Below are 20,558 nucleotides of genomic sequence, written 5' to 3'. Positions count from 1 at the left end.
CGCTGGATCTCGGCCCAGCGACTATCGGCTCGCCCTCCTCCGAAGTCACCCACGCCAACGACTCCGGTGGCTTCGGACGAATTCGAGTCCGATGCGATGACGCTCATGTTGGCGCAACGGACCGACTTCGGTACTCCCAGCCATAACGACCAAATCGTCACGAATTACCAGAGCACCCGAATCGAATAGCACATGACAGTTAGGACACAGGCACAAGATGTTGCCAACGACATCTTCGCCGTTATGAGGCGCACCTAGCGCTTGGATGTGGGTCCCCTCGCTGTACGAACCACCAGGGACTACCAGCCGAGTCTCACAAATTTGACAACAGTCAAGATGCCATTCTTTTACCTGCCTCGCTGCACCAGTGTTTCGCACTACCCTCTGTGTGGTGACAATCTTGCGAGAATCATCCATTCCCGTTGTTGTCCCCACTGCTTTATCGTGCACCCTCTCACTAGAGGAAGTGGGATTAATTGCTTCGAGACGAAACTGCCAAATTTGGAACCCCTCGTTCCCTCTCACACTTCCAAACCGTGTGACGGAAAACAGTCCGTCATACCGGTAGCCTTCACTCGGTGCATGGGGCGATCCTGACGTTGCACCCCGCAGGACTCGCACAGGGAGTCCCTCAAGATAGCTTGTAATCAGTGCAGCGTTTCCGCTATCAGTGATGTCCTGATCTGCAATTTGCTTCTTCGACTCGGCGTCACGTCCACCATGCCCTGTATAGATGATGACGTCGCCGTAGTCCTCGTCATCCGTGTAGCCACCCGAGACGACGATGGACTCCGCGCCGGTCTGCCTAGTGCCACAGATGCCAGCCTGCAGTGGCCGGTGTACACCGGCGTCATGAGCTGCACGTCGGTTCGGAAAGAACGTACCTACCGGAACATGGGGCAGTTCACCAATCATCGAAGCATTCTGACAGGTGAATGGCCTCTAGATCCAAGCGAAAGTAAGTTTCGCCGCATACGCACTAGTTGCCCTAAAGGCAGCTCTTGTCCCAGAAGAGGCATTCTGACACTTGGCCACCCTTGACGCGCACGGAGTCACAGCGAGAGCATTTCCCCTTGTCGCCGGCAACTATAGCTAGGGAAAGCCTATGGTCTCAACATTCTTGACGGCCTTTAACGGTCTATGGCGTCGACCCACAAGTGACTACAAGGCGGCCGTAAAAAACTACCTCGTGGCAGTAGATACAAATGTACTTCTCAATCTCTACCGCTTTACCCCCGACGCGAGAAACGAACTACTAGATGTTCTTTTTCGACTTGAGGACCGACTGTGGGTTGCCCACCAAGTAGCTCAGGAGTATTTTGCAGAGAGAATAAATGTCGTGAACACCCACCTTAACCTCTATTCGACTCTCCCAGAAGATCTTGAGAAGCAAAAGAACAAGACCCTGCAACAGTTGCACGAATTCGCCAAGAACTGCTCAATGACGTCAGAAGAGAGGAAAGAGCTCATTGACCCCATCGAATCTGCCTATACGCAGGTATCCTCAGAGATCACCAAACGCGGGCAATCATTCGACCTAAGCCTTGAGGGGGTAATTTCTGATGACCCAGTACTTGCTTCCCTTGCGCAACTCCTTGACGGAAAAATAGGGGATTCATTCACCGCAGAGGAGTATGAGTCGCTCATATCGGATTACCAGAGGCGAGCCTCGGCCAAAATACCCCCGGGATACCGCGACGCCGGAAAGAAGGAGAACGCGCACGGTGATTTTTTCGTCTGGGAGCAGATCTTGCGGGAGGCCGAAGGGAAGAAATCTGCAGTTCTATTTGTAACGAATGATGCCAAAGAAGATTGGATCCGCAAAGAAGCAGGATTGTTCGTTGGGGCTCGCCCTGAACTTGTGGCAGAGATGCAGGAGCGCTGCGGAGTTGACTTTCTGATTGCACAGTTGGGGTTTTTCCTGAATATCGCTAGGGAGGAACTGGGTGTCTCCGTCAGCGCCTCTACTGTCGCGCAAGCAGAGAACATCAAACAAGACTTCGGCTCTTCTGATGATGTCGAGGTTCGCATGTCTAGAACGGCGTACGACGAGATACTGAGTTCCCTTGACGCCAATTTGCAACAGCGGCGATCCACGCTGGCTGATTTGGGGCGATACTCGGGCGACCCGTCAGATCGTCGGACAGAGAAAGAGATGTCCGACGCGGAGAGGCAGGAGAGACTCGCTTCCTATTTGCTGGATTCGTTTACGTCAAGCCCTGCGGTGACCAAGGGAAATACGACTGTCGTGACGATGAGGCAGAATGACTGGACCAGAGTTCGCGAAGTTGCATCCACGCAAGGCAGGTTGGATGAGTTGCGTGACGTCGACCTGGTCGACGAGTCATCAGGCAATGACCGGTATAGTCTCTCAACTCTGGAGTCGGAACTTGAGGCACTCACAAGAGAGCATGAAGAAGCAAAACAATCTGAAGAATACTTGCTCTCTGTGCTCAGCACCGGAGAGGACGACGAACAGCAACCCAATCCAGCATTCGATCGACTTCAGGACACTCGCCAACAAATCATGGTGATTGAACTCAAGACCAAGCGGCTAAGAAATTTGATTCACCGACAACTTCCCGAATCCAAGCATAGGTGAAGGTCGAGCGATCAGCAGGCAAGTAGGCGGGGCGTGCGACACTAGAGCATCTTGGCTCGCGGATTGAAGCGTCACCTAACTTGCTCGCTTCATTGAATTGGCCATGATGACGACCGCAGGGCGGTCCTGATCCAGCCAGTCAACGTCGTCGATCTCGCCCGGAGCCAGCCAGCGCACTTCGTCGTGGTCCTGGAGTGGTTGAGGCTCCCCCTTCAGTAGCCGGGCTCGCCAGACGTGCAAGACGAGGCCGGGCTGCAGGGGCCATTCACCCGGCACGCGGTCAAGTGGCTCGACCTCGATGCCCAGTTCCTCTCGGAGCTCGCGTACGAGGGCTTGCTCCGCAGACTCGCCAGGTTCAACCTTGCCGCCTGGCAGTTCCCAGCGCCCAGCGAGAGTTGGCGGAGCTGTACGCCTTGCGGCGAGGAGCTTGCCCTGGTCGCACACGGCGCCGCCGACCACCACGCGCGGTGTCTTCGTCACGTCCGACATGAGCGGAACCTATGCCACAAGGCTGTGGGTTGCTGGCCTACGGCGATAGCTCGCACCAGATCGTCTTGCTGTGCGTCCCCCGGTCCACCCCCCAGCGGAGCGTCAAGGCATCCAGGAGGGCGAGCCCGCGGCCTGACTCCGTGGCGGCGTCCGGGTGTTGGAGGGTCGGGAGTGAGTGCGGGGCCGGGTCCGTGAGGGAGAGGCGGGGGTTGGGGCCCGACATGGTGGCGTGGAGGGTGAGCGGGGTGCCGGGGCCGAGGTGAGTGATGGCGTTTGTGAGGAGTTCGCTGACGCAGAGCTGGGCCGTGTCGGTGAGTTCGGGGAGGTCCCAGAGCTCGAAGTAGGCGCCGATTCGGCGGCGTACGGGCGAGAGGGCCTCGGGTTCCGCGAGGAGTGGGATCGTGAGGGTGACGCAGCAGCGCCGGGTCAGGTGCGTTCGCTCCAACTCACCGGTGGCGGGCCTGGGTTCACTGCCGGGCATCGGTGGGTCCCGTCAGCCGGGCTTCCTGGAGTACGGCGACGAGCCTGCGTGCCGTGTCGAGGCGGCAGTTGCCCAGCGAGACGAGCGGGTACGGGGCTTCGCTCGCGTACGTGGTCAAGTCGACGCCCAGGGAGGGGAGTTTGATGCCGTGTTGGGCGAGGACCGCTCGTAGCTCGTCGGCGCACTCATGGATGGCCTCGCGGATCTGTGGAGGGCTGGCGTCGGGGGCCTGCTCCGGTGTCTGCATGTCACGCCTTCCGTGCTCTGTGTGACGTATCGCTCACAGCGTGGAGCCAAGACGCGTAGCGTGACAGGGGTTCAGGTTCTGCGGTGAACCGTGCTGAATCCGGAGGTCATGAACCATGCCACCACGTAAGGACGTTGACGCGGCGGCGAGTGTGCCCGCGTTCTACGGGGCCGAGTTGCGCTGGAAGCGGGAGAACGCCGGGCTCACGTTGCAGGAGTTGGCGGAGGGCTGCTTCTACAGCGTCGCGTTTCTGAGCCAGATCGAGATGGGTGAGCGTCGGATGCCCCTCGATTTCGCCCGTCACGCCGATCAACTGCTCGATACCGACGGCTTCTTCGAGCGCCGTTGTGACGATGCGCGAAAAGCACGGCAGAACGGTCACGCCGCGTACTTCGCCGACGTGGTCGAGCAGGAGAAGCGGGCCCGTGCGATCGAGGAATGGGCGCCGACTCTGATTCCCGGGCTGCTGCAGACCGATGCGTACGCGCGTGCCGTCGTACGGGCGCAGTACCCGCTCGACCTGGGCGAGGACGTCGACAAGAAGGTGAGCGCGCGGCTGGAGCGCGCCGCCGTCTTCGACGACCCGAGGACGCCCGAATACTGGGTGATTCTGCACGAGTTGCTACTACGGCAGCCGATCATGGGATCGGACGCCATGGCCGAGCAGTTGGAGCACATCGCCGCGATGGCCCGTCGCGGGCGGATCATTACGCAGGTGCTGCCGCTGAATGCCGGTGCGCACCCGTTCATGGTCGGATCGGTCATGTTGACGACCTTCGATGATGCTCCGCCGATGGCCTATACGGAGTCGCTGCACAGCGGGCAACCGATCGATGACTTGGCGCTCGTGAAGAAGTACACCAAGTCGTACGATCTGCTGAGGGCCGCCGCATCACCGCCCAGGGCGTCCCTCACGATGATCGAGTCTGCTGCAGAGGACTACAGAAATGACGACTCGCGTTGATCTGAGCGGTGCCGAGTGGCACAAGAGCACTTACAGCAACGGGGATGGCGGCAATTGCGTCGAGGTCGCCTCCGGGCTGCCCGGCCTCGCGCCCGTGCGGGACAGCAAGCGGGCCGAAGCCGATGGCCCGGTGCTCGTTTTCCCAGCTGAAAGCTGGGACGCCTTCCTGACCGGGACGAAGAACCGCCACGTCTGAGACTGCGACATAGGGGAAACGGAATGACCACCCGCGTTGACTCGAGCGGTGCGACTTGGCACAAGAGCAGCTACAGCAACGGGAGCGGCGGCGACTGCGTCGAGGTCGCCGCCGGTCTGCCCGGCCTCGCACCAGTGCGGGACAGCAAGCGGGCCGGCGGTGACCAGGCCGTAGTGGTCTTCCCCGCCGGCGGGTGGGATGCCTTCGTCCGTGCAGTGAAGAGCGGGCGTATCTGAGACGTACGTACGGAAGGGACAGGCCGAGGACTCGTGGACGAAGAACTGCTCGCGCTGCTCGCGGAGCACAAGTTGGGCGTGCTGGTGACGCTGAAGCGGGACGGGCGGCCGCAGTTGTCGAACGTCAACTACACCTACGACTCGGCCCGTCGGCTCATCCGGATCTCCGTCACCGCCGACCGCGCCAAGACGCGCAATCTGCTGCACGATCCGCGCGCCAGCTTCCACGTACGGAGCGAGGACGGCTGGGCCTGGACCGTCGCCGAGGGCGACGCTGAGCTGACGCCGGTCGCCGCCGACCCGCAGGACGAGACGGTCGAGGAGCTGATCGACGTCTTCCGTGCGATCCAGGGCGAGCATCCCGACTGGGACGAGTACAGGGCGGCGATGGTCGCCGACCGGCGCCTGGTCGTACGGCTCGGCGTCCAGCACGCGTACGGGCAGCCGCAGCGCTGAGTACCGATTCGGAGTGACTCCGGGAAACGGCCTGGGCCTGCTATTCAACTTTGACTAGAGTGCTGGGTATGAGCGCGAAAGTGATCCCGATCCTGCCCTGCCAGACCATTCAGCCCGTCCTGGACTTCTACACCGCCCTCGGGTTCGAGGTGACCTTCCAGCAGAAGAGCCCGAATCCCTTCGCGGTCGTGGAGCGAGACGGCATCGAGCTCCAGTTCTTCGGCATGAAGAAGTACGAGCCCACCGAGTCGTTCAGCACCTGCTACGTACTCACCGACGAAGTGGACACGCTGCACGAGGAGTTCCGCGCCGGGCTCAAGGCCGCGTACGGGCGGATCCCGACCCGCGGGCTGCCGCGCATAGGGCCGTTGCGGGACATGTCGTACGGCGTGCGGCAGTTCCTCATGTCGGACCCGGGCGGCAACTGCATCCGCATCGGGAAGAAGACGAGCGAGGACCAGCACCACCGGCCGGCACCCAAGGAGACCTTCGCGCGCGCTCTGCACAACGCGGCGCTCTTCGCGGACTCGCGAGAGGATCCGCTGGGCGCGGCGAAGATAATCGACAGGGTGCTGCGGCTGGAGGACGAACGGCCCACGCCCGTCCAGCTTCTGCGGCTGCTGGTGCTGCGAGCGGACGTCGCGGGGCGGCTCGGCGACGACGCCACGTCGGTGCGTCTGCTGGAAGAAGCCGCCGCGGTCCAACTCCCGTACGACGAACAGGAGTCGGTCCGCGACGACCTGGCGCGGCTCGCGGAGCTTCGGGGCTAGTCTCTGTCCCGGCCGGGTCATGTGACGGTTCAGGCCTGCTGTCCGCCGCACTGCGCGATCGCGTGCCGTCGTCACCGGAATCGACGCCGGCCCGGCAACCATCCCGGTCAGAGCACTAGCGTCCTCTCGGGCGGTAGATCCGTCCGAAGCTGCGCGGGCTGTCCTCATAGATCTCGACCAGCTCCCAGTCGATCCGGCGCCCACCGGGAACGTCGAAGATGCGGACACCGTCGCCGAGAAACACCGGGGCGACGAAGACCTGCAACTCGTCAACGAGGTCGTGCTCGAGTGCCTGCCGGGCGATGTCGGCACTGATGATCTGCACGTCCCTGTCGCCGGCGATCTCCTGAGCGCGACGAATCGCCTCCACCACGTCACAATTCAACGGGACGACAGCAGAATCATCGGCGAGCTCCGCTGGGCGGTGAGTCAAAATGAACTCGGTCCCCGACCACGCGCCGCCGTAGGCCTGTGAGGTCGTCTCGTCCCGCTCGTCCTGCTGGGCCTTCGCCGCGTCGTAGCCGGCCCGGCCGGAGATGATTACCGCGACATCGCCCGCCATCCTCTCCGTGGTGCCCTCGGCCAGCGGTTCCGCTGTGGACATCCAGCTCATGTCGTGCCCCGGCCCGGCGATGAAGCCGTCGATCGAGCACGTGAACCCCCAAGCCACCTTGCCCATGTCTCCTCCTTGCCGGTCGATGCGTCGCGACCCTGGCTCCGATTGTCCACGTGATCATCCCGACTGGTCGGCCCGGTGTGCGCCGGCGTCGCGGCGGAAAGCCCGGAGCTCAACGACTTCGGCATGACGGCCGAGCCCACACGGCAGTACGTCTGGCCGTGGGACGCGACCACCGGCCCGCGTTGGGACACCAGCCCCTGAACGCCGGCCGGCGGGCCGCCCCTCGTGTGCGGGCAGACCCGCCGCGCTCACTCCTCCCAGACCGGCACGAGGGGCAGGCCGCGGGTGGCACGCTCGTGGTCGACGGCGCGTTGGAGCAGCTCCGTCTTCAGGTCGATCACCGGCTTGGCGGCCACGCCAGGGCGTCCTCACGCCGACGCGTCCGTCAGAAGTTTCGCCTCCTCCGCCGTCAACTGGACGTCGGCGAGGGCCAGTAGCGGCGTGAGCTGATCCAGCGAGCGGGCGCTCGCGATCGGCGAGGTGACCGTGGGGCGGGTCAGCAGCCAGGCGAGGGCGATGGTCGCCGGGGCGGCGCCTCGGGTGCCGGAGATCTGGTCGAGGGCGGCGAGCACGCGGCGGCCGCGTTCCGTCTCCAGGTACTTGGACGCCCGCTCGGCGCGGGGGCTCTCCGCGGTACGGTCCTGACGGTACTTGCCGGTGAGGAAGCCCATGGCCAGCGCGAAGTACGGCATGACCGCGAGCCCGTGCCGATCGGCGACCTGAGCGAGGGGACCTTCGTAGGTGTCGCGCGAGACGAGGTTGTAGTGCGGCTGGAGCGCGGCGTACGAAGCGGTGCCGGCGCCGGCGCCCGCGCTGAAGGCGAGGGAGGCTTCGAGCCGTTCCGGTGAGATGTTGGACGCGCCGATCTCGCGGACCTTTCCGGCCCGTACGAGCTCGTCGAGCGCGGTGATGATCTCGGAGACCTCCACGGACTCGTCGTCGAAGTGCGTGTAGTAGAGGTCGATGCGGTCGGTGCGCAGGCGGCGCAGCGAATCGTCGGCGGCGGCCCTGATGTTGGCGGCGGAGAGACCCTTGCGGTCGGGGTGTGCGCCGGCCTTCGTCGCGATGACGAGGTCGTCCCGATTGCCGCGCGCCGCCATCCAGTTGCCGATGACCACCTCGGAGTCCATGCCGCCTTCGACGCCGTGGCGGGCGCCCGAGTAGGCGTCGGCGGTGTCGATGAAGTTGCCGCCCGCCGCGGTGTAGGCGTCGAGGACTTCGAAGGAGACGGATTCGCCGGCCGTCCAGCCGAAGACGTTGCCGCCGAGGCAGAGTGGCGACACGGAGAGCCGGCCGAGGGGGCGGCGCGAGGCGGGCCCGCCGGTCGCCGGGGCTGTCGAAGGCGTCGAGGACTTCGCGGCCGTCGAGGCAGTCGCGTCAGGGGAATTGGGATCGGACATGGCACCGACCGTAGCGTCCCGTGCCGGGCACCGGCTCGGAACAAAGACCGACGGCCCTGGTGTCGGGGGGTGGTCCACCAGGGCCGCCGGAGCATGGGAGGGCAGGGCCGTACTCGTGAAGGAGAGGGGCCCCCGTCCGCCGCCGCCTCGTCCCCTCCTTGTATGCGCCGAGGGGCGTGGGCGAGTTGTGCGTGGTCCAACGCACCTCGACGGTGCGAGGCGGCGGCGGCGCGATAGGTCATCGCGTCGGGCAGTCGTGCGCCTGTGCAGATGTTGGGAGAACAGCGGTGCGCCCGGGGAGAGGCGGATGTGCCGCTGTGGGTACGAGCACAGCCCTGTACGGAACTGCGGCTACAGGCACATGTACTTGTACTCGTACTTGTGGAGGTGCTCTGGCGGAGGCTTCAACTCCGCGCCGCCGAAGCGGTGTTGTCGGGGAGGGTGAAGGGGTGGCGTGGTGCGCGAGGGGCGGCCGGCGGACGGCCGCCCTTCCTGCAGCGGCGTCGTCAGGGAGTGAGGCCCTTGCCGCGCAGCCATGCCAGCGGGTCGATCGCGGGGCCGCCGCCGCCCGGGTGGACCTCCAGGTGCAGGTGGGCACCTGTGACGTTCCCGGTGGAGCCGACGCGGCCGATGGTCTCGCCCGTACGGACCTTCTGGCCCGCCGAGACGTTCATGGACGACTGGTGAGCGAACCAGAGTTCGGTACCGTCGTTCAGCTGCAGGATCGTGCGGTATCCGTACGATCCCGCCCAGCCGGCCTCCTTGACCGTGCCGGAGCCGATCGCCTTGATGGGCGTGCCGGAGGAGGCGGCGAAGTCCGTGCCCGTGTGGCCGTTGGACCACAGGCCGCCGGACTCCCCGAAGCCGGAGGTGAGTTGGTAGCCCGAGACCGGAAGCTTGAAGCTCTTGGCGAGCTTGGCCAGGCGCGCTTCCTCGGCCTTCTGGCGCTCCGCGGCCTCGGCCTTGTTCTGCGCCTTGGCGGCCTTCGCCTTCGCCGCTCCCGCTGCCTTGTCGATGGCGGCGTTGCGTGCGGAGGCCTCGGCCTGCGACTGCTGCTGCTGTGCCTGTTCGAGGATGCGGGAACGGAGCGCCTCGCCCGCGTCCGTACGGCCGGCCTGGGTGTCGCTCTCGGTCAGGGCCGCCTGCGTGAGGGGCTGACCGGCGACGGTGTCCTCGGAGCCGCCGGAGAGAAGCTTGACGCCGGGCAGGTCCTTGGCCTTGTCGGCCGCGGCGGCCACGTCCGGCATGGAGATGGAGGCCGACGGCTTCTCCTGCGCGGTGGCCATGCCGCCCGCGCCGACGGCCGCGATCATGCCGACGCCGAGGACGGCGCCGCTGCGGGCCATGCTGCCGCCGCGCTGCTTGGCGAGCTTGTGACGCCCGCGTACGGGGCGCACGGACTCCTCGGTCGGGTTCCACTCCTCGAAGGGAGGGTCGCCGGGGAGGGGGACGAAGGAGCCGGGGACGGGCGGCACTTCGCCGTCGCCGAACTCGTAGGTGCCGAACTCCGGGGACTCGTAGCCGGATGGCTCGTAGCCGGCCGAGTCGTAGGGGGACGCTTCGTAGCGGGATGCTTCGTAGGCGGGCGTCTCGTAGCCAGGTGCCTCGAAGCCAGGTGCCTCGAACTCCTGCGTCGCATAAGCCCCGTCGGTTCCGAAGCCGTACGTGCCGTCCGTGCCGTACGACCCGGTCAGCTGCGAGCCGTACCCGTCGAAACCGCCGTACTGGCCGGCCTGCTCGTACGACCCGTACGAGCCGAAGTGGCCGAACTGCTGTTGCGCGCCGTCGTTGCCGTAGGAGCCGTAGTCGCCGTATCTGCCGGACTCTTCGTCGTCGAGGTACGGGTCGTACGTGCCCTCGGGGGCATGCCTGTTGGACGCCACGGGGGCGTTCTCCTTTCCTTCCTTCTCGCCTACCGGGTTAGCTGACGGGTTCGGAGCAGGAAGGTCTCCTACGAACTGCCCGCCCGTGGGCGGAACTTGTCCGATTCACCCCATCCCCACCGGACTGGCCGGCAGGGGGTGGTTCCCCGGTTCCCTTGGTGCAGCGATATCGAGTTGTGGCTCGGGGTGGTGCACTTTCAGGATTCGGCGACGGCGCACGGAGCCGTCTCTCGTGACGGCAGTGACGACCGCGCTGCGTTATGGAACGTTAATAGAGCGGCGGTCGGGATTCCAAGCGGTTCCGGCGAGATTTGTAGCTGCGTGAGCTCCATCTTCCGGGACAGTCAGGGTCAATTGGGACACCCGGTCACTCTGCATGGTGCGGGGGATCGCTGTGGGTGACCGGTGAATCCCATGGATCCGACGTGAAGGGCCGTCAGTCCGCCGGGGTTCTCCGTTGCAGGGCCAGCAACGCCATGTCGTCCGCCGTCCCGCCGCCCGTATGCGTGTGTACGTCCACCAGGACGGCGTCGAGCAGCGCCTCGGGGTCCTCGAAGGAGCGGCCCGCCAGCGCCTTGTCCGGCTCGAAGAATGCGCCGTCGCTGTCCCGGGCCTCGGACAGACCGTCCGTGTAGAGGAGGAGCTGGCTCCCGTACGGGAAGGGGACCTCCTCGGCGCGGTCCGGCCACCGGCCCAGCTCCGGCTGCCCGAGGGGCAGGGCCGCCACGGCGGGGTCGAGGAAGCGGCACCGGCCTTCGGAGACCAGCAGCGGCGGCGGGTGACCGCGGTTGACGATGCGCAGCCGCTCCGGATTCGCCGCCGGGATCTCGGCGATGGCGGCCGTCGTGAAGCCCTCGTAGAACTCGGTGCCGAGACGACGCGGGCCCTCCCGGCGCAGGGCCCGCTCCAGGCGTTCGGTGACCGCTTCGAGCGTGGACTCCTGCTCGGCGGCCTCCCGGAAGGCCCCGATCAGCAGGACCACCGCCTCGACCGCGCCCATGCCCTTGCCGCGTACGTCCCCGACGAGGAGCCGTACGCCGTACCGCGTCTCCTGCACGGCATACAGGTCTCCGCCGATGTGCGCGTCGAGCTGCGCAGCCCGGTAGCGCGCCGCGACTTGGAAGCCGTCGAGCCGGGAGGGGGGCACCGGCAGCACCGCGAACTGGGCGGCCTCGGCGATCGTCCGGGCGGAGGAGAGAGCGGCACCGCTGCGGCGCAGGAAGCGGTTGATGAGGACGGCGAGAAGACTCACGACGGCCGTGGAAGCGGCCTCGGAGATGTCCATCAGGCCGTTGGTCATCTCATCGAGTACGCGCATGAATGCGATGCCCGCGACCGCGAGCATGCCGACCAGGGCGGTGCCGCCGGTCGAGAAGAAGGGAGCAGCGACGAGAGGGGCCGCACAGAAGAGGGCGGAGCCGGTGAGCGTGGGGGCGGTGGCCAGGTCCAGCCCGACGGCGACCAGAATCAGCACGAAGGGGAGCGGGACCACGACGCGGCGCACGCCCGCCGGGGCGGCGAAACCGCCCTCGCGCGTGATCCGGCTGCCCCACCTGTCCGCGTACGGCTCTCTCCTGGGCGCCGGCTTCCGGTCCGCCGGCGGTTCCTTCGCCCTCTCCTTCACCCTCTCAATGTGACCGGTGCGCTCCGAGGCAGCCAGCCGGGACGGCCGGACCGGCAAAGCCCCGGACCGGCAAAGCCCCGGACCGGCAAAGCCCCGGACCGGCAAAGCCCCGGACCGGCAAAGCCCCGGACCGGCAAAGCCCCGGACCGGCAAAGCCCGGGAGCGGCAAAGCCCGGGAGCGGCAAAGCCCGGCCCGCGGGCCGGGGGCACCTCCCGACTGGCGTCGTTTGCTCCGACGGCACAGGGGAACCGGGCGGTATGTCCTATTCACAGAAGCTTCTTGCCTGCGCCGGCGCCCTGCGCGCGGTGCTGCCCGACCCCGAGCGCCAGGGGCGGCTGCTGACGGCCATCGAGAGGACCGAGCAGGACACGCGCCTCGATCCCCCGCTCCAGGGGATCCAGCGGGCCGTCCACGCACTGCCGCTCAGCGACGAGGACCGCGACGTGCTGCACGGGCACTGGCTCGGCCACCCCGTGCATCCGGCCCTGGTCCAGATCCCGATCGGCACGTGGCTGTCCGCGGCCGTGCTGGATCTCATCCCGGGCAAGCGGCGGCACTACGCGCCCGCGCTGCTGATCGCCACGGGCCTCGGAGCCGCCGTGCCCGCCGCCGTTACGGGGTGGATCGACTGGGCGGAGCTGCGCAAACCGCAGATGCGCGTCGGGCTCGTGCACGCGCTCGCGAACTCCACCGCCATCGCCTTCTACACGGCCTCGCTGGGGGCGCGGCTGCGCGGCCGGTCCGTGCGCGGGCGCGCGCTCGGGTTCGCCGGGCTCGCGGCGGTCGGCGTCGGCGGCGCGCTCGGCGGCCACCTCGCGTACCGGCAGGCCGCGGCCGTCAACCATGCGGAGGACATCCCCGTACGTACGGAGCCGGGGTGGCACGCCCTGGGCGCGGCCGCGGACCTGCCCGTCGGCAAGGCGGTGCGGCGGACCGTGGGTGAGACGCCGGTGCTCGTCGTACGGGAGAGCGGCGGCGCCGTGCACGTACTGGCGGACCGGTGCAGCCACATGGCGGGGCCGCTGTCGCAGGGCGAGATCAGCGACGGGTGCGTCCGCTGCCCCTGGCACGGCAGCGTCTTCCGGCTCTCGGACGGCTGGAACGTGGGCGGACCGGCGACTTCCCCACAGCCCGTGTTCGAGACGCGGCAGACGGAGGGACAGGTGGAGGCCCGCCTCGCCTGATCCGGCGGGTGGCAGGCCGCGGGAGCCGGGCCCCCGGGCCAGGGCGCCGGAGCCGGGCCCCCGAGCCAGGGCGCCGGGGCCGGGGCGCAGAGCGCGAGCCCGCCCGCATGAACCTTGGACGCCGAGCCGGATCGGCGTCCGTGGCGGAGACTGAGGAGAAGCCGGAGCAGGAGCCGTCCGGCGCGCCCCGTGGAAGGGAACGGACGCACGTGAGCACGCGGTACACGGGAGGCACGGGCGGCCGCAGCAAGGGCGCTCCGGCGGACATTCGCGCCCCCGGAGGAGCGCGCCGCGCGAACAATGTGCTCAGCACCCCCGTGAACCGGGTACAGCGCACAGCCTGGCTGCCGAACTGGGTGAAGGTCCTGCCGCCGGGGCTCATCGTGCTGGCGCTCGTACTGGAGCTCACGACCCCCACCCGCTACTCGTTCGCCTCCTTCCTGACCGCTGCCGTCGTGCTCGCCGCGCTGCTGACGCGGCCGCTCGTGACCGTCGTGATCGGCACACTCTCGATCGCCCTGGTGGTGGGCCTCCACGTGGCCCTGGAGGACGTGTATCCCGACAACGTCACCGGTCCGATCGTCACCCTTGTGCTGGTCACAGGCTTTTCGGCGCTGCTGGCCATGATCCTCGAACGAACGACGCTCCAGCTGGTCCAGGTGAACGCGGTCGCGGAGGCGACGCAGCGGGCGCTGCTGCGGCCGCTGCCGGACCGGGTGGGCCCGGTGCGTCTGGCGGGCCTCTACCGCGCCGCCGACGAGGCGGCCCTGATCGGCGGCGATCTCTACAGCGTCAGGCGCACTCCGTACGGCGTGCGGGCGGTGATCGGTGACGTACGGGGAAAGGGGATCGGCGCGACCGAGGGCGTCGCGACGATCACCTCGGCCTTCCGTGAGGCGGCCGGGCAGTGCGCGACGCTGTCGGAGGTGGCCGCCCGCATCGAGGCGGCGATGGCCATGGACCGGGAGGACATGGAGGCGGGGGTCTCGCAGGCCGCGCCCGCGCTGGGGATGCCGAAGAGCTGGTCGCAGGAGCTGTTCGCGACGGCGGTGCTGCTCGAGTTCCCGCTGGGGGGCGGGCTGGTACGGGTGCTGAACCGGGGGCATCCGCCGATGTTCCGTATCTGCGGGCCGCAGGGCGTCTGCGCGCTGGATCCGGAGCCCGCGCTGCCGCTCGGCTTCGGGGACCTCGCGCCGGTGACGGCGCCGGGGGATCCGACGGGGGAATCCACGGGGGAGAAGAGCTACGAGCTGGCCGAGGGCGAGGCGCTGGTCGCCTACTCCGACGGGGTCACCGAGGCGCGCAACCGTGACGGCGCCTTCTACCCGCTGGGGCAGCGGCTCGCGGACCGGTTCGGCGACGTGGCCGGTGAGCCCACGGGCCACGAGGCCGAAGCCGCCCGTGTCGTCGAACCGGCGGACGTCGTCTCCTTCATCAACACCGACGTCACGCGGTGGGCGGGGACGATCAACGACGACCTGGTGATCGTCGTCCTGCAGCAGGACTTGGCGCCGTATGCGACCGCGGCACGCTGAACCACCGGGCACCGCCGGGGAGTCGGCGCGCAGCCGGCCGTCACGGCCGGGGGGCCGCGCCGCGCCGCGGCGCTCCGTCACGCGGGCGCGCACGGGCCACCCGGACTCCGCGGCCCGGCACGCGGACGCCGGGCACGCGGACGGCAGGTGCCCAAACGCCCGACGCGCGAACCCCGGGCGCGCGAACGCCAGGTGCCCGGAGGCCCGGTGCCCGAACGTCCGGCGCGCGAACGCCCGGTGCCCCGACGCCGCCGGCCCGCACGCCTGGTGCGCGAACACCGGCTGCCCGAACGCCAGGTGCCCGGAGGCCAGGAGCGCGAACGCCAGGTGCCGGTCTGCCTTCGGGCACGTGAAGGCGGCCCGGCCGCGTCGAGTCCGGCCGGAAATCCGCGTCGCCGCTCCCTCGCGGCTGGCCTCGCGGGACGACCGCTCGCACGCTGGGCGCCGAGCCGGGTGCCCGGCTGCGGGACGGAACCCGCGCCCGCGGAGGCACGCATGACTCCGGCCAGGCACGCCGCCGCCCGGGTGCGGCCGTCGCCGGACGGCCGCACCCGGGCGGCGGTACGTGCGCCGCGCGCGGCAGGCGCTTCCGCGTCAGTCGCGCTCCGCGCCCTCCGGCAGCGAGCGGAGGTCGAGCTTCGGCGTCTTCTGCTGCAGCGACCAGTCCAGCATCTTCTTGGCGTCCGGGTAACGCTTGCTGCTGTTGAGGATCACGCCGACGACCGAACGGCCGTTGCGCTCCGCGGCGAAGACGAGGCACGGTCCGGCCTTGGTGCCTGTGCCGGTCTTGATGCCGATGACGCCCTTGTACGAGCCGAGCAGCTGGTTGGTGTTGTACCAGGTGTACGTACGGCCGTTGGTCGCCTTCTGCTTCGTCGACGTCGACTTCGCGACCGTGCGGATGTTCTTGCTGCCCAGCGCGTACTTGCCGAGCTTGGCCATGTCCCGCGCGGTGGAGTGGTTGCGGCCCTTCTTCGAGATGCCGTCGAAGGAGTCGAACTCGGTCTTGGTCATGCCGAGTTGGCGGGCCTTGGCGTTCATCTTCCCGATGAAGGAGTTGGCGCGGGCGGTCGTGGAGCTGCCCTTCCCGATGGCGTCGGCCAGCGCGTACGCCGCGTCGCAGCCGGAGGGGAGCAGCATCCCGTAGAGGAGCTGCCGCAGGGTCAGCTTGTCGCCCGTCCTCAAGTCGGCCGTGCTGCCGCCCCACTTGGCGACATAGTCGCGGTACGCCTTCTTGACGGTGACCCTGCGGTCGAGGTCGACGCCGGAGCTCACCACGACCGCCGCCGCCATCACCTTCGTGGTGCTGGCCATCTGCCGCTTGGTGTCGGAGCTCTTGCCCCACATCTCCTCACCGGACGAGGCGTCCAGCAGGAAGGCGCCCTTGGCCTTGACGCCGGACGGGCCGGCCGCCTGCGCCGGGTAGACGAAGGGTCCCGCGGCCAGAACGGCTCCGGCCGCCACCGCCGCGACACCGATCCGGCGGGCCCTCTTGGATACACGCATCAACTCGCAGCTCCATCGTCCGTGACGGGGCCGGCCGGAGCCCGTGTGCGTACGGGCGGCCGCCCCGTGAAAAAAGTCCGTTGCCCGAAGGACAGCGCAACGCCCCGTTTGGTTGCACGGAATCGTCCCGTACGTCAGTTCACCCGCGTCCGCGGATCAGCCGGCCGGTGCGAAGGAGGAAGCAGATGAGTCCGCAGACGAATCCGCCGACGGATCAGCGACCCCTGCGGGGCAGAACGATCCTGGTCACCGGCAGCACCCGGGGAATGGGCAACCGCCTCGCCCGTGAACTTGCGGCGGACGGCGCCACGTTGCTGCTGCACGGACGGGACCGTACACGAGTGGAGCAGGCAGTCGAAGCCCTGCGCACGGCCGTACCGGGAGCGGACGTACGGGGCCACGCGGCGGACCTCGCCGATCTGGAGCAGGTGCGCGGTCTGGCCCGCACGCTCACGGAGGGCGGTGGCCGGCTGGACGTGCTCGTCAACAACGCTGCGGTGGGCGGCGGCCCGGACCGCTCACGGCGCCAAGTCAGCGCACAGGGGCTGGAGTTGCGCTTCGCCGTGAACTACCTGGCGCCTCTCGTGCTGACCCGCGGGCTGCTGCCGCTGCTGGAGAATTCGGCGCCGGCGCGCGTCGTCGACGTCGCCTCCGCGGGGCAGGAGCCGCTGGACTTCGACGACCTCATGATGGAGCGGCACTACGAGGGGCTTCTCGCGTACTGCCGGAGCAAGCTCGCGCTGATCATGGGGACGTTCGATCTCGCCGCCGAAGTGAAACCCGACCTGGTCACCGTCAACGCCCTGCATCCTGCCGCGCTGATGGACACCGGCATGGTCCGCGAGCTCTCGATCCCGCCGCTGTCAGAGGTGGAGAACGGCGTGCGGACGGTGCGCCGGCTCATCGACGACCCGGAGCTGAAGGACGTCACCGGACGGTACTTCAACCGCTTCGCCGAGGCCGAGGCGCAGGCGCAGGCCTACGACCCGCGGGCGCGTGCGCGGCTGGCGGAGATGACGGCACGGCTGGCGCCCTGAGCGGGAGCACCCCGAGTGGGAGCGCCCTGAACCGGAGCATCCTGGGCGGGAGCCGAGCGCAGGCCGTGCCGTCATCTCCGCCGGGTTCACACCTTGGAGCGCTTCGGAATCGCATCCCCGGCGGGGGCGTCGCCGCGCCCGTAGTGGTGCGTGGTGAACATGTAGAGCAGCCCCGTGCCGACGACCACGCCGCCGCACAGCAGCACGATCCAGTTTTCGTACCAGCTCTGGTCCGGGTTGCGCGCCCACGAGATGTTGATGATCGCGAAGATGCCGTAGGCGAGGGCGGCGGCGTTGATGAGCAGACCCCAGCGGCCCAGCTGGAAGTCACCCGTGGCCCGCCAGCCCTTCAGCCGCGCGCGCAGGGCGGCGAGGACGACCATCTGGAACGAGCCGTAGATGCCGAGGATCGCGAACGAGACGATCTTGGTGAGGGCGTCCTCCGAGATCAGCGACCCGAAGGCGATCACGGTGGGAATGACGGCGGCCACCAGCAGCGCGTTGTGCGGCACGGCACGCGCGTACGAGAACGAACGCAGCAGCTGGTGCCCGACGACCATCTTGTCCCGGGCGTAGGAGTAGATGAGGCGCCCAGCGGCGGCCTGGAGACTCACCGTGCAGGACAGGAACGAGATCAGCACGACCCCCATCACCATGCGCGCCCCGAACTCGCCCAGCGCGTCGAAGAGCACCCGCACCACAGGGTCGGTGTCCTTGCCGTCGATCACGGCCTGGTAGTCGGAGACGGCCAGCAGCAGCGACAGGCAGGTGAACGTCGCCGCCGCGCCGCCCACGTACACGGTGCGGCGCATCGCCTTGGGGATGACGATGCCCGGACGGGCGACCTCCTCGGCGAGGTCGCCGCACGCCTCGAAGCCGTAGTACTGGTAGAAGCCGATGATGGCCGCGGCGAGGAAGACCGGGACGTACGAACCGCCGCCCCCCGTATCGAAGTTGTCGAAGATGACGCCGAGCCCGTGGAAGCGGTGGGTGGTCAGCAGCCAGACGCCGACGACGAGTGCGCCGACGAGCTCCGCGGTGAATCCGATGACCGCCGCCTTCGAAAGCGCCTTCGTACCCGCGTAGTTGATGAGCGCGGCGATGAGGATGAGGCCCACGGTGCACAACACGGTCGTGTGCACGGACGGTTCGAACCCGAAGAGGATCGCGATGTACGGGCCGGCGCCGTACGCGACTGCGGTGATCGTCACCAGCAGCGCCCACATGTAGACCCAGCCGGTCATCCACGCCCAGCGGATGCCCCACAGCCGCCGCGCCCACGGGTAGACGCCGCCGGCGATGGGGTACTGCGCGACGATCTCGCCGAAGACGAGCGCCACGAGGAACTGCCCCGCTCCGGCGAGCAAGAACGCCCAGATCATCGGAGGGCCGCCGGTGGCCAGCGCCGTCGCGAAGAGGGTGTAGGTGCTCACCACGGGGGAGAGGTAGGTGAAGCCGAGCGCGAAGTTCGCCCACGGGCCCATCTCCTTGCGGAACTCCGAGCCGTGCCCGGCGGATTCGCCGCCCGGCCGCCCGGCGGAGTCGCCGCCGTGCCCCGACGGGCCGCCGCCGTGCCCCGTCGGGCCGCCGCCGCGGTCTCCCCCGGATCCGCCCGCCGCGGCGGGGCCTTCGGCGTCCGTCATCGCTGCTCCTCTCCCAGCACGTCGCGTGCAGATGTCGCTGCCGGCCCAGGTCCCGCACGGCCGGTGATCAGATCCGCGGCACGTTCGGCGACGAGCAGCACGGTGACCATGGGGTTGACGGTCGGCAGGCTCGGAAACACCGACGCGTCGACCACCCGCACGCCCTCCTCGCCGCGCAGCCGCAGCAACGGGTCGACGACGGCACCGTCGTCGGAGGCGCGGCCCATCCGGCAGGTGCCCGCCGGGTGGTAGACGGTGTGCGCGGCGCGCCGCCCGTACTCGGACAGAGCCTCGTCGGAGCTCACGTCGAGGCCCGGGGCGCACTCCCGAAGCAGCCAGTCGCGCAGCGGCCCCGTGGCGGCCACCTCGCGGGCGATGCGCAGGCCGTCGACGACGGTGCGCTCGTCGTAGCCGTCGGGGTCGGTGAAGTAGCGGAAGTCCAGGGCGGGTTTCTCGTCCGGGTCGGCGCTGCGCAGCCAGATCCGGCCGCGTGAACGGGACTTGGGCACATTGGGCGTCATGCACACCCCGTACGGCGGCGAAGGGAGGCCCAGGCGTTCGGTGTTGACGGTGAACGGCACCTGGTAGAAGTGGAACATCAGGTCGGGGCCGGGCTCGCGGCTGTCGCGCCGTACGAAGAGACCGGCGTCGGAGTCCATCGCCGAGTTCGGCGGCAGGGGTCCGGCGGTCTCCCAGACGATCACCGACTCCGGGTGGTCCAGCAGGTTCTCCCCCACTCCGCGAAGATCCGCGAGCACCTCGATGCCCAGCTCGCGCAGGTCCGCCGCGGGCCCGATGCCGGAGAGCATCAGCAGCCGCGGAGTGTCCACCGCCCCCGCGCACAGCAGCAGTTCGCGCTCGGCCCGTACGGTGCCGGCGGCGCCGTCGGCGTACTTCAGCCGCACGCGCGTGAGGCGGCCCGCACCGTCCCGCAGCAGCCGGTACGCACGGGTCTCCAGCTTCAGCGTCAGGTTGGGCCGGTCCATGACGGGGTGCAGATAGGCGACGGACGCCGAGGACCGGTGTCCGGTGGCGGGGTCGTAGGCGAGGGAGAAGAAGCCCGCGCCGTCGGCGAAGGGCTGCGCGTTGAAGTCGTCGACGACGGGGACGTCGAGGGCGTCGACCGCGGCGCCGACGAAGTCGTGCGCGATGGGGTTGCGGTCCTTCTCGGCGACGGGCCGGATCGTGTTCCGCAGCCGGTGCCGGTACGGAAGGAGCGTCCCGGCGTCCCAGCCCTCCGCGCCGGAGCGCACCCACTCCTCCAGGTCCTGCGGGAACGGCAGGAAGCTGATGAGGGTGTTGTGGGACGAGCAGCCGCCGAGCACACGTGCCCGCGAATGCATGATGTGGGAGTTGCCGCGGGGCTGTTCGACGGTGGGATAGCGGTAGTCGTAGCCGGTGTCGAGGAGATTGATCCAGTTCCGCAGCTTCAGCACGCTGTCGTCGCCGACATCGCTGGGGCCGCCCTCGATCACACACACCCGGCACTCCGGGTCCTCGCTCAGCCGCGCGGCGAGCACGCAGCCGGCGGTGCCTCCGCCGACGATGACGTAGTCGAAGGCGCCCTCGTCCTTGCCGTATCCGCTCATGTCCACCCTGTCCGCCCTCCGTCCTGTCGCAGCCTG

The 20,558-nt window shown here is 68.2% G+C and carries 20 protein-coding genes and 1 riboswitch; of the genes, 9 read left to right on the top strand and 11 right to left on the bottom strand.

Going from position 1 to position 20,558, the window contains the following annotated elements; genetic code table 11:
• Positions 1-45: 45 nt before the first annotated feature.
• Positions 46-915: a YDG/SRA domain-containing protein gene (locus tag ACSMXX_RS17170; RefSeq protein WP_473179576.1), complete on the bottom strand. Its 870-nt coding sequence runs from the start codon at positions 913-915 to the stop codon at positions 46-48.
• Between the two features lie 190 nt (positions 916-1,105).
• On the opposite strand from ACSMXX_RS17170, the gene ACSMXX_RS17165 reads away from it, so the two are divergent.
• Positions 1,106-2,602 (top strand): PIN-like domain-containing protein, encoded by a 1,497-nt coding sequence (locus tag ACSMXX_RS17165; protein WP_473179575.1) that lies wholly within the window; start codon positions 1,106-1,108, stop codon positions 2,600-2,602.
• Between the two features lie 75 nt (positions 2,603-2,677).
• Here ACSMXX_RS17165 and ACSMXX_RS17160 read toward each other — a convergent pair whose 3' ends face one another.
• From ACSMXX_RS17160 to ACSMXX_RS17150, 3 genes are read right to left on the bottom strand one after another with little or no spacing between them, the layout of a single operon-like run.
• Positions 2,678-3,091: a (deoxy)nucleoside triphosphate pyrophosphohydrolase gene (locus tag ACSMXX_RS17160; RefSeq protein WP_473179574.1), complete on the bottom strand. Its 414-nt coding sequence runs from the start codon at positions 3,089-3,091 to the stop codon at positions 2,678-2,680.
• A gap of 37 nt (positions 3,092-3,128) precedes the next feature.
• Entirely contained in the window at positions 3,129-3,572 is a 444-nt protein-coding gene (locus ACSMXX_RS17155; RefSeq protein ID WP_473179573.1) for an ATP-binding protein, read from the bottom strand.
• Positions 3,559-3,819, bottom strand: coding sequence for a hypothetical protein (locus tag ACSMXX_RS17150; RefSeq protein ID WP_473179572.1), 261 nt, complete (start codon positions 3,817-3,819; stop codon positions 3,559-3,561). The genes ACSMXX_RS17155 and ACSMXX_RS17150 overlap by 14 nt, the downstream gene beginning before the upstream one ends.
• A 115-nt stretch (positions 3,820-3,934) precedes the next feature.
• On the opposite strand from ACSMXX_RS17150, the gene ACSMXX_RS17145 reads away from it, so the two are divergent.
• The 5 genes from ACSMXX_RS17145 (at position 3,935) to ACSMXX_RS17125 (ending at position 6,441) form a co-directional block, all read left to right on the top strand.
• Entirely contained in the window at positions 3,935-4,783 is an 849-nt protein-coding gene (locus ACSMXX_RS17145) for a helix-turn-helix domain-containing protein (RefSeq protein ID WP_473179571.1), read from the top strand.
• A complete protein-coding gene (locus ACSMXX_RS17140; RefSeq protein ID WP_473179570.1) occupies positions 4,767-4,979 on the top strand; it encodes a DUF397 domain-containing protein in 213 nt (70 codons plus the stop codon). Before ACSMXX_RS17145 ends, ACSMXX_RS17140 begins: the two co-directional genes overlap by 17 nt.
• Before the next feature lie 23 nt (positions 4,980-5,002).
• A complete protein-coding gene (locus ACSMXX_RS17135; protein ID WP_473179569.1) occupies positions 5,003-5,215 on the top strand; it encodes a DUF397 domain-containing protein in 213 nt (70 codons plus the stop codon).
• Between the two features lie 33 nt (positions 5,216-5,248).
• Complete coding sequence (locus ACSMXX_RS17130; protein WP_473179568.1) at positions 5,249-5,671, top strand: PPOX class F420-dependent oxidoreductase; 423 nt, start codon at positions 5,249-5,251, stop codon at positions 5,669-5,671.
• 68 nt (positions 5,672-5,739) lie between these two features.
• Complete coding sequence (locus tag ACSMXX_RS17125; RefSeq protein WP_473179567.1) at positions 5,740-6,441, top strand: bleomycin resistance protein; 702 nt, start codon at positions 5,740-5,742, stop codon at positions 6,439-6,441.
• 115 nt (positions 6,442-6,556) lie between these two features.
• Here the strand turns inward: ACSMXX_RS17125 and ACSMXX_RS17120 are convergent, their stop codons facing one another.
• The 4 genes from ACSMXX_RS17120 to ACSMXX_RS17105 form a co-directional block, all read right to left on the bottom strand.
• On the bottom strand, positions 6,557-7,120 hold the full coding sequence (locus ACSMXX_RS17120) for a dihydrofolate reductase family protein (RefSeq protein WP_473179566.1): 564 nt from the start codon (positions 7,118-7,120) through the stop codon (positions 6,557-6,559).
• A gap of 368 nt (positions 7,121-7,488) precedes the next feature.
• Positions 7,489-8,520, bottom strand: coding sequence for an aldo/keto reductase (locus ACSMXX_RS17115; protein ID WP_473179565.1), 1,032 nt, complete (start codon positions 8,518-8,520; stop codon positions 7,489-7,491).
• Between the two features lie 506 nt (positions 8,521-9,026).
• Entirely contained in the window at positions 9,027-9,995 is a 969-nt protein-coding gene (locus ACSMXX_RS17110) for a M23 family metallopeptidase (protein WP_473184822.1), read from the bottom strand.
• Positions 9,996-10,414: 419 nt separating this feature from the next.
• Positions 10,415-10,579: riboswitch (cyclic di-AMP (ydaO/yuaA leader) on the bottom strand.
• A 260-nt stretch (positions 10,580-10,839) separates the two neighbouring features.
• Positions 10,840-12,027 carry a PP2C family protein-serine/threonine phosphatase gene (locus tag ACSMXX_RS17105; protein WP_473179564.1) on the bottom strand — a complete coding sequence of 396 codons (1,188 nt, stop codon included), beginning with the start codon at positions 12,025-12,027 and terminating at the stop codon, positions 10,840-10,842.
• Positions 12,028-12,285: 258 nt separating this feature from the next.
• Between ACSMXX_RS17105 and ACSMXX_RS17100 the strand changes: the two genes are divergently transcribed.
• The gene (locus ACSMXX_RS17100; protein ID WP_473179563.1) at positions 12,286-13,212 is read left to right on the top strand and encodes a Rieske (2Fe-2S) protein; all 927 of its coding nucleotides are present in this window, start codon (positions 12,286-12,288) and stop codon (positions 13,210-13,212) included.
• A gap of 209 nt (positions 13,213-13,421) precedes the next feature.
• Positions 13,422-14,747, top strand: a complete 1,326-nt coding sequence (locus ACSMXX_RS17095; RefSeq protein WP_473179562.1) for a PP2C family protein-serine/threonine phosphatase — start codon at positions 13,422-13,424, stop codon at positions 14,745-14,747.
• A 594-nt stretch (positions 14,748-15,341) separates the two neighbouring features.
• Here ACSMXX_RS17095 and ACSMXX_RS17090 read toward each other — a convergent pair.
• Positions 15,342-16,253 carry a D-alanyl-D-alanine carboxypeptidase family protein gene (locus ACSMXX_RS17090; protein ID WP_473179561.1) on the bottom strand — a complete coding sequence of 304 codons (912 nt, stop codon included), beginning with the start codon at positions 16,251-16,253 and terminating at the stop codon, positions 15,342-15,344.
• Positions 16,254-16,438: 185 nt separating this feature from the next.
• Between ACSMXX_RS17090 and ACSMXX_RS17085 the strand changes: the two genes are divergently transcribed.
• Positions 16,439-17,290, top strand: coding sequence for an SDR family NAD(P)-dependent oxidoreductase (locus tag ACSMXX_RS17085; RefSeq protein ID WP_473179560.1), 852 nt, complete (start codon positions 16,439-16,441; stop codon positions 17,288-17,290).
• An 86-nt stretch (positions 17,291-17,376) separates the two neighbouring features.
• Here the strand turns inward: ACSMXX_RS17085 and ACSMXX_RS17080 are convergent, their stop codons facing one another.
• Entirely contained in the window at positions 17,377-18,774 is a 1,398-nt protein-coding gene (locus tag ACSMXX_RS17080; RefSeq protein WP_473184821.1) for an APC family permease, read from the bottom strand.
• Between the two features lie 155 nt (positions 18,775-18,929).
• Positions 18,930-20,522, bottom strand: coding sequence for a GMC family oxidoreductase (locus ACSMXX_RS17075; protein ID WP_473184820.1), 1,593 nt, complete (start codon positions 20,520-20,522; stop codon positions 18,930-18,932).
• Positions 20,523-20,558: the final 36 nt, after the last annotated feature.

The sequence above is a fragment of the Streptomyces sp. DSM 116795 genome (assembly GCF_055792905.1).
Note: the sequence above shows the minus strand (reverse complement) of the source record. Positions and strands in the feature narration are given on the sequence as shown.

Bases quoted from the DNA above. Each gene is read 5' to 3' on its own strand.
- ACSMXX_RS17090 (WP_473179561.1), bottom strand. From the start codon at position 16,253: ATGCGTGTATCCAAGAGGGCCCGCCGGATCGGTGTCGCGGCGGTGGCG.
- ACSMXX_RS17140 (WP_473179570.1), top strand. From the start codon at position 4,767: ATGACGACTCGCGTTGATCTGAGCGGTGCCGAGTGGCACAAGAGCACT.
- ACSMXX_RS17170 (WP_473179576.1), bottom strand. From the start codon at position 915: ATGATTGGTGAACTGCCCCATGTTCCGGTAGGTACGTTCTTTCCGAAC.
- ACSMXX_RS17145 (WP_473179571.1), top strand. From the start codon at position 3,935: ATGCCACCACGTAAGGACGTTGACGCGGCGGCGAGTGTGCCCGCGTTC.
- ACSMXX_RS17160 (WP_473179574.1), bottom strand. From the start codon at position 3,091: ATGTCGGACGTGACGAAGACACCGCGCGTGGTGGTCGGCGGCGCCGTG.
- ACSMXX_RS17155 (WP_473179573.1), bottom strand. From the start codon at position 3,572: ATGCCCGGCAGTGAACCCAGGCCCGCCACCGGTGAGTTGGAGCGAACG.
- ACSMXX_RS17115 (WP_473179565.1), bottom strand. From the start codon at position 8,520: ATGTCCGATCCCAATTCCCCTGACGCGACTGCCTCGACGGCCGCGAAG.
- ACSMXX_RS17165 (WP_473179575.1), top strand. From the start codon at position 1,106: ATGGTCTCAACATTCTTGACGGCCTTTAACGGTCTATGGCGTCGACCC.
- ACSMXX_RS17150 (WP_473179572.1), bottom strand. From the start codon at position 3,819: ATGCAGACACCGGAGCAGGCCCCCGACGCCAGCCCTCCACAGATCCGC.
- ACSMXX_RS17085 (WP_473179560.1), top strand. From the start codon at position 16,439: ATGAGTCCGCAGACGAATCCGCCGACGGATCAGCGACCCCTGCGGGGC.
- ACSMXX_RS17135 (WP_473179569.1), top strand. From the start codon at position 5,003: ATGACCACCCGCGTTGACTCGAGCGGTGCGACTTGGCACAAGAGCAGC.
- ACSMXX_RS17125 (WP_473179567.1), top strand. From the start codon at position 5,740: ATGAGCGCGAAAGTGATCCCGATCCTGCCCTGCCAGACCATTCAGCCC.
- ACSMXX_RS17120 (WP_473179566.1), bottom strand. From the start codon at position 7,120: ATGGGCAAGGTGGCTTGGGGGTTCACGTGCTCGATCGACGGCTTCATC.
- ACSMXX_RS17100 (WP_473179563.1), top strand. From the start codon at position 12,286: ATGTCCTATTCACAGAAGCTTCTTGCCTGCGCCGGCGCCCTGCGCGCG.
- ACSMXX_RS17080 (WP_473184821.1), bottom strand. From the start codon at position 18,774: ATGGGCCCGTGGGCGAACTTCGCGCTCGGCTTCACCTACCTCTCCCCC.
- ACSMXX_RS17075 (WP_473184820.1), bottom strand. From the start codon at position 20,522: ATGAGCGGATACGGCAAGGACGAGGGCGCCTTCGACTACGTCATCGTC.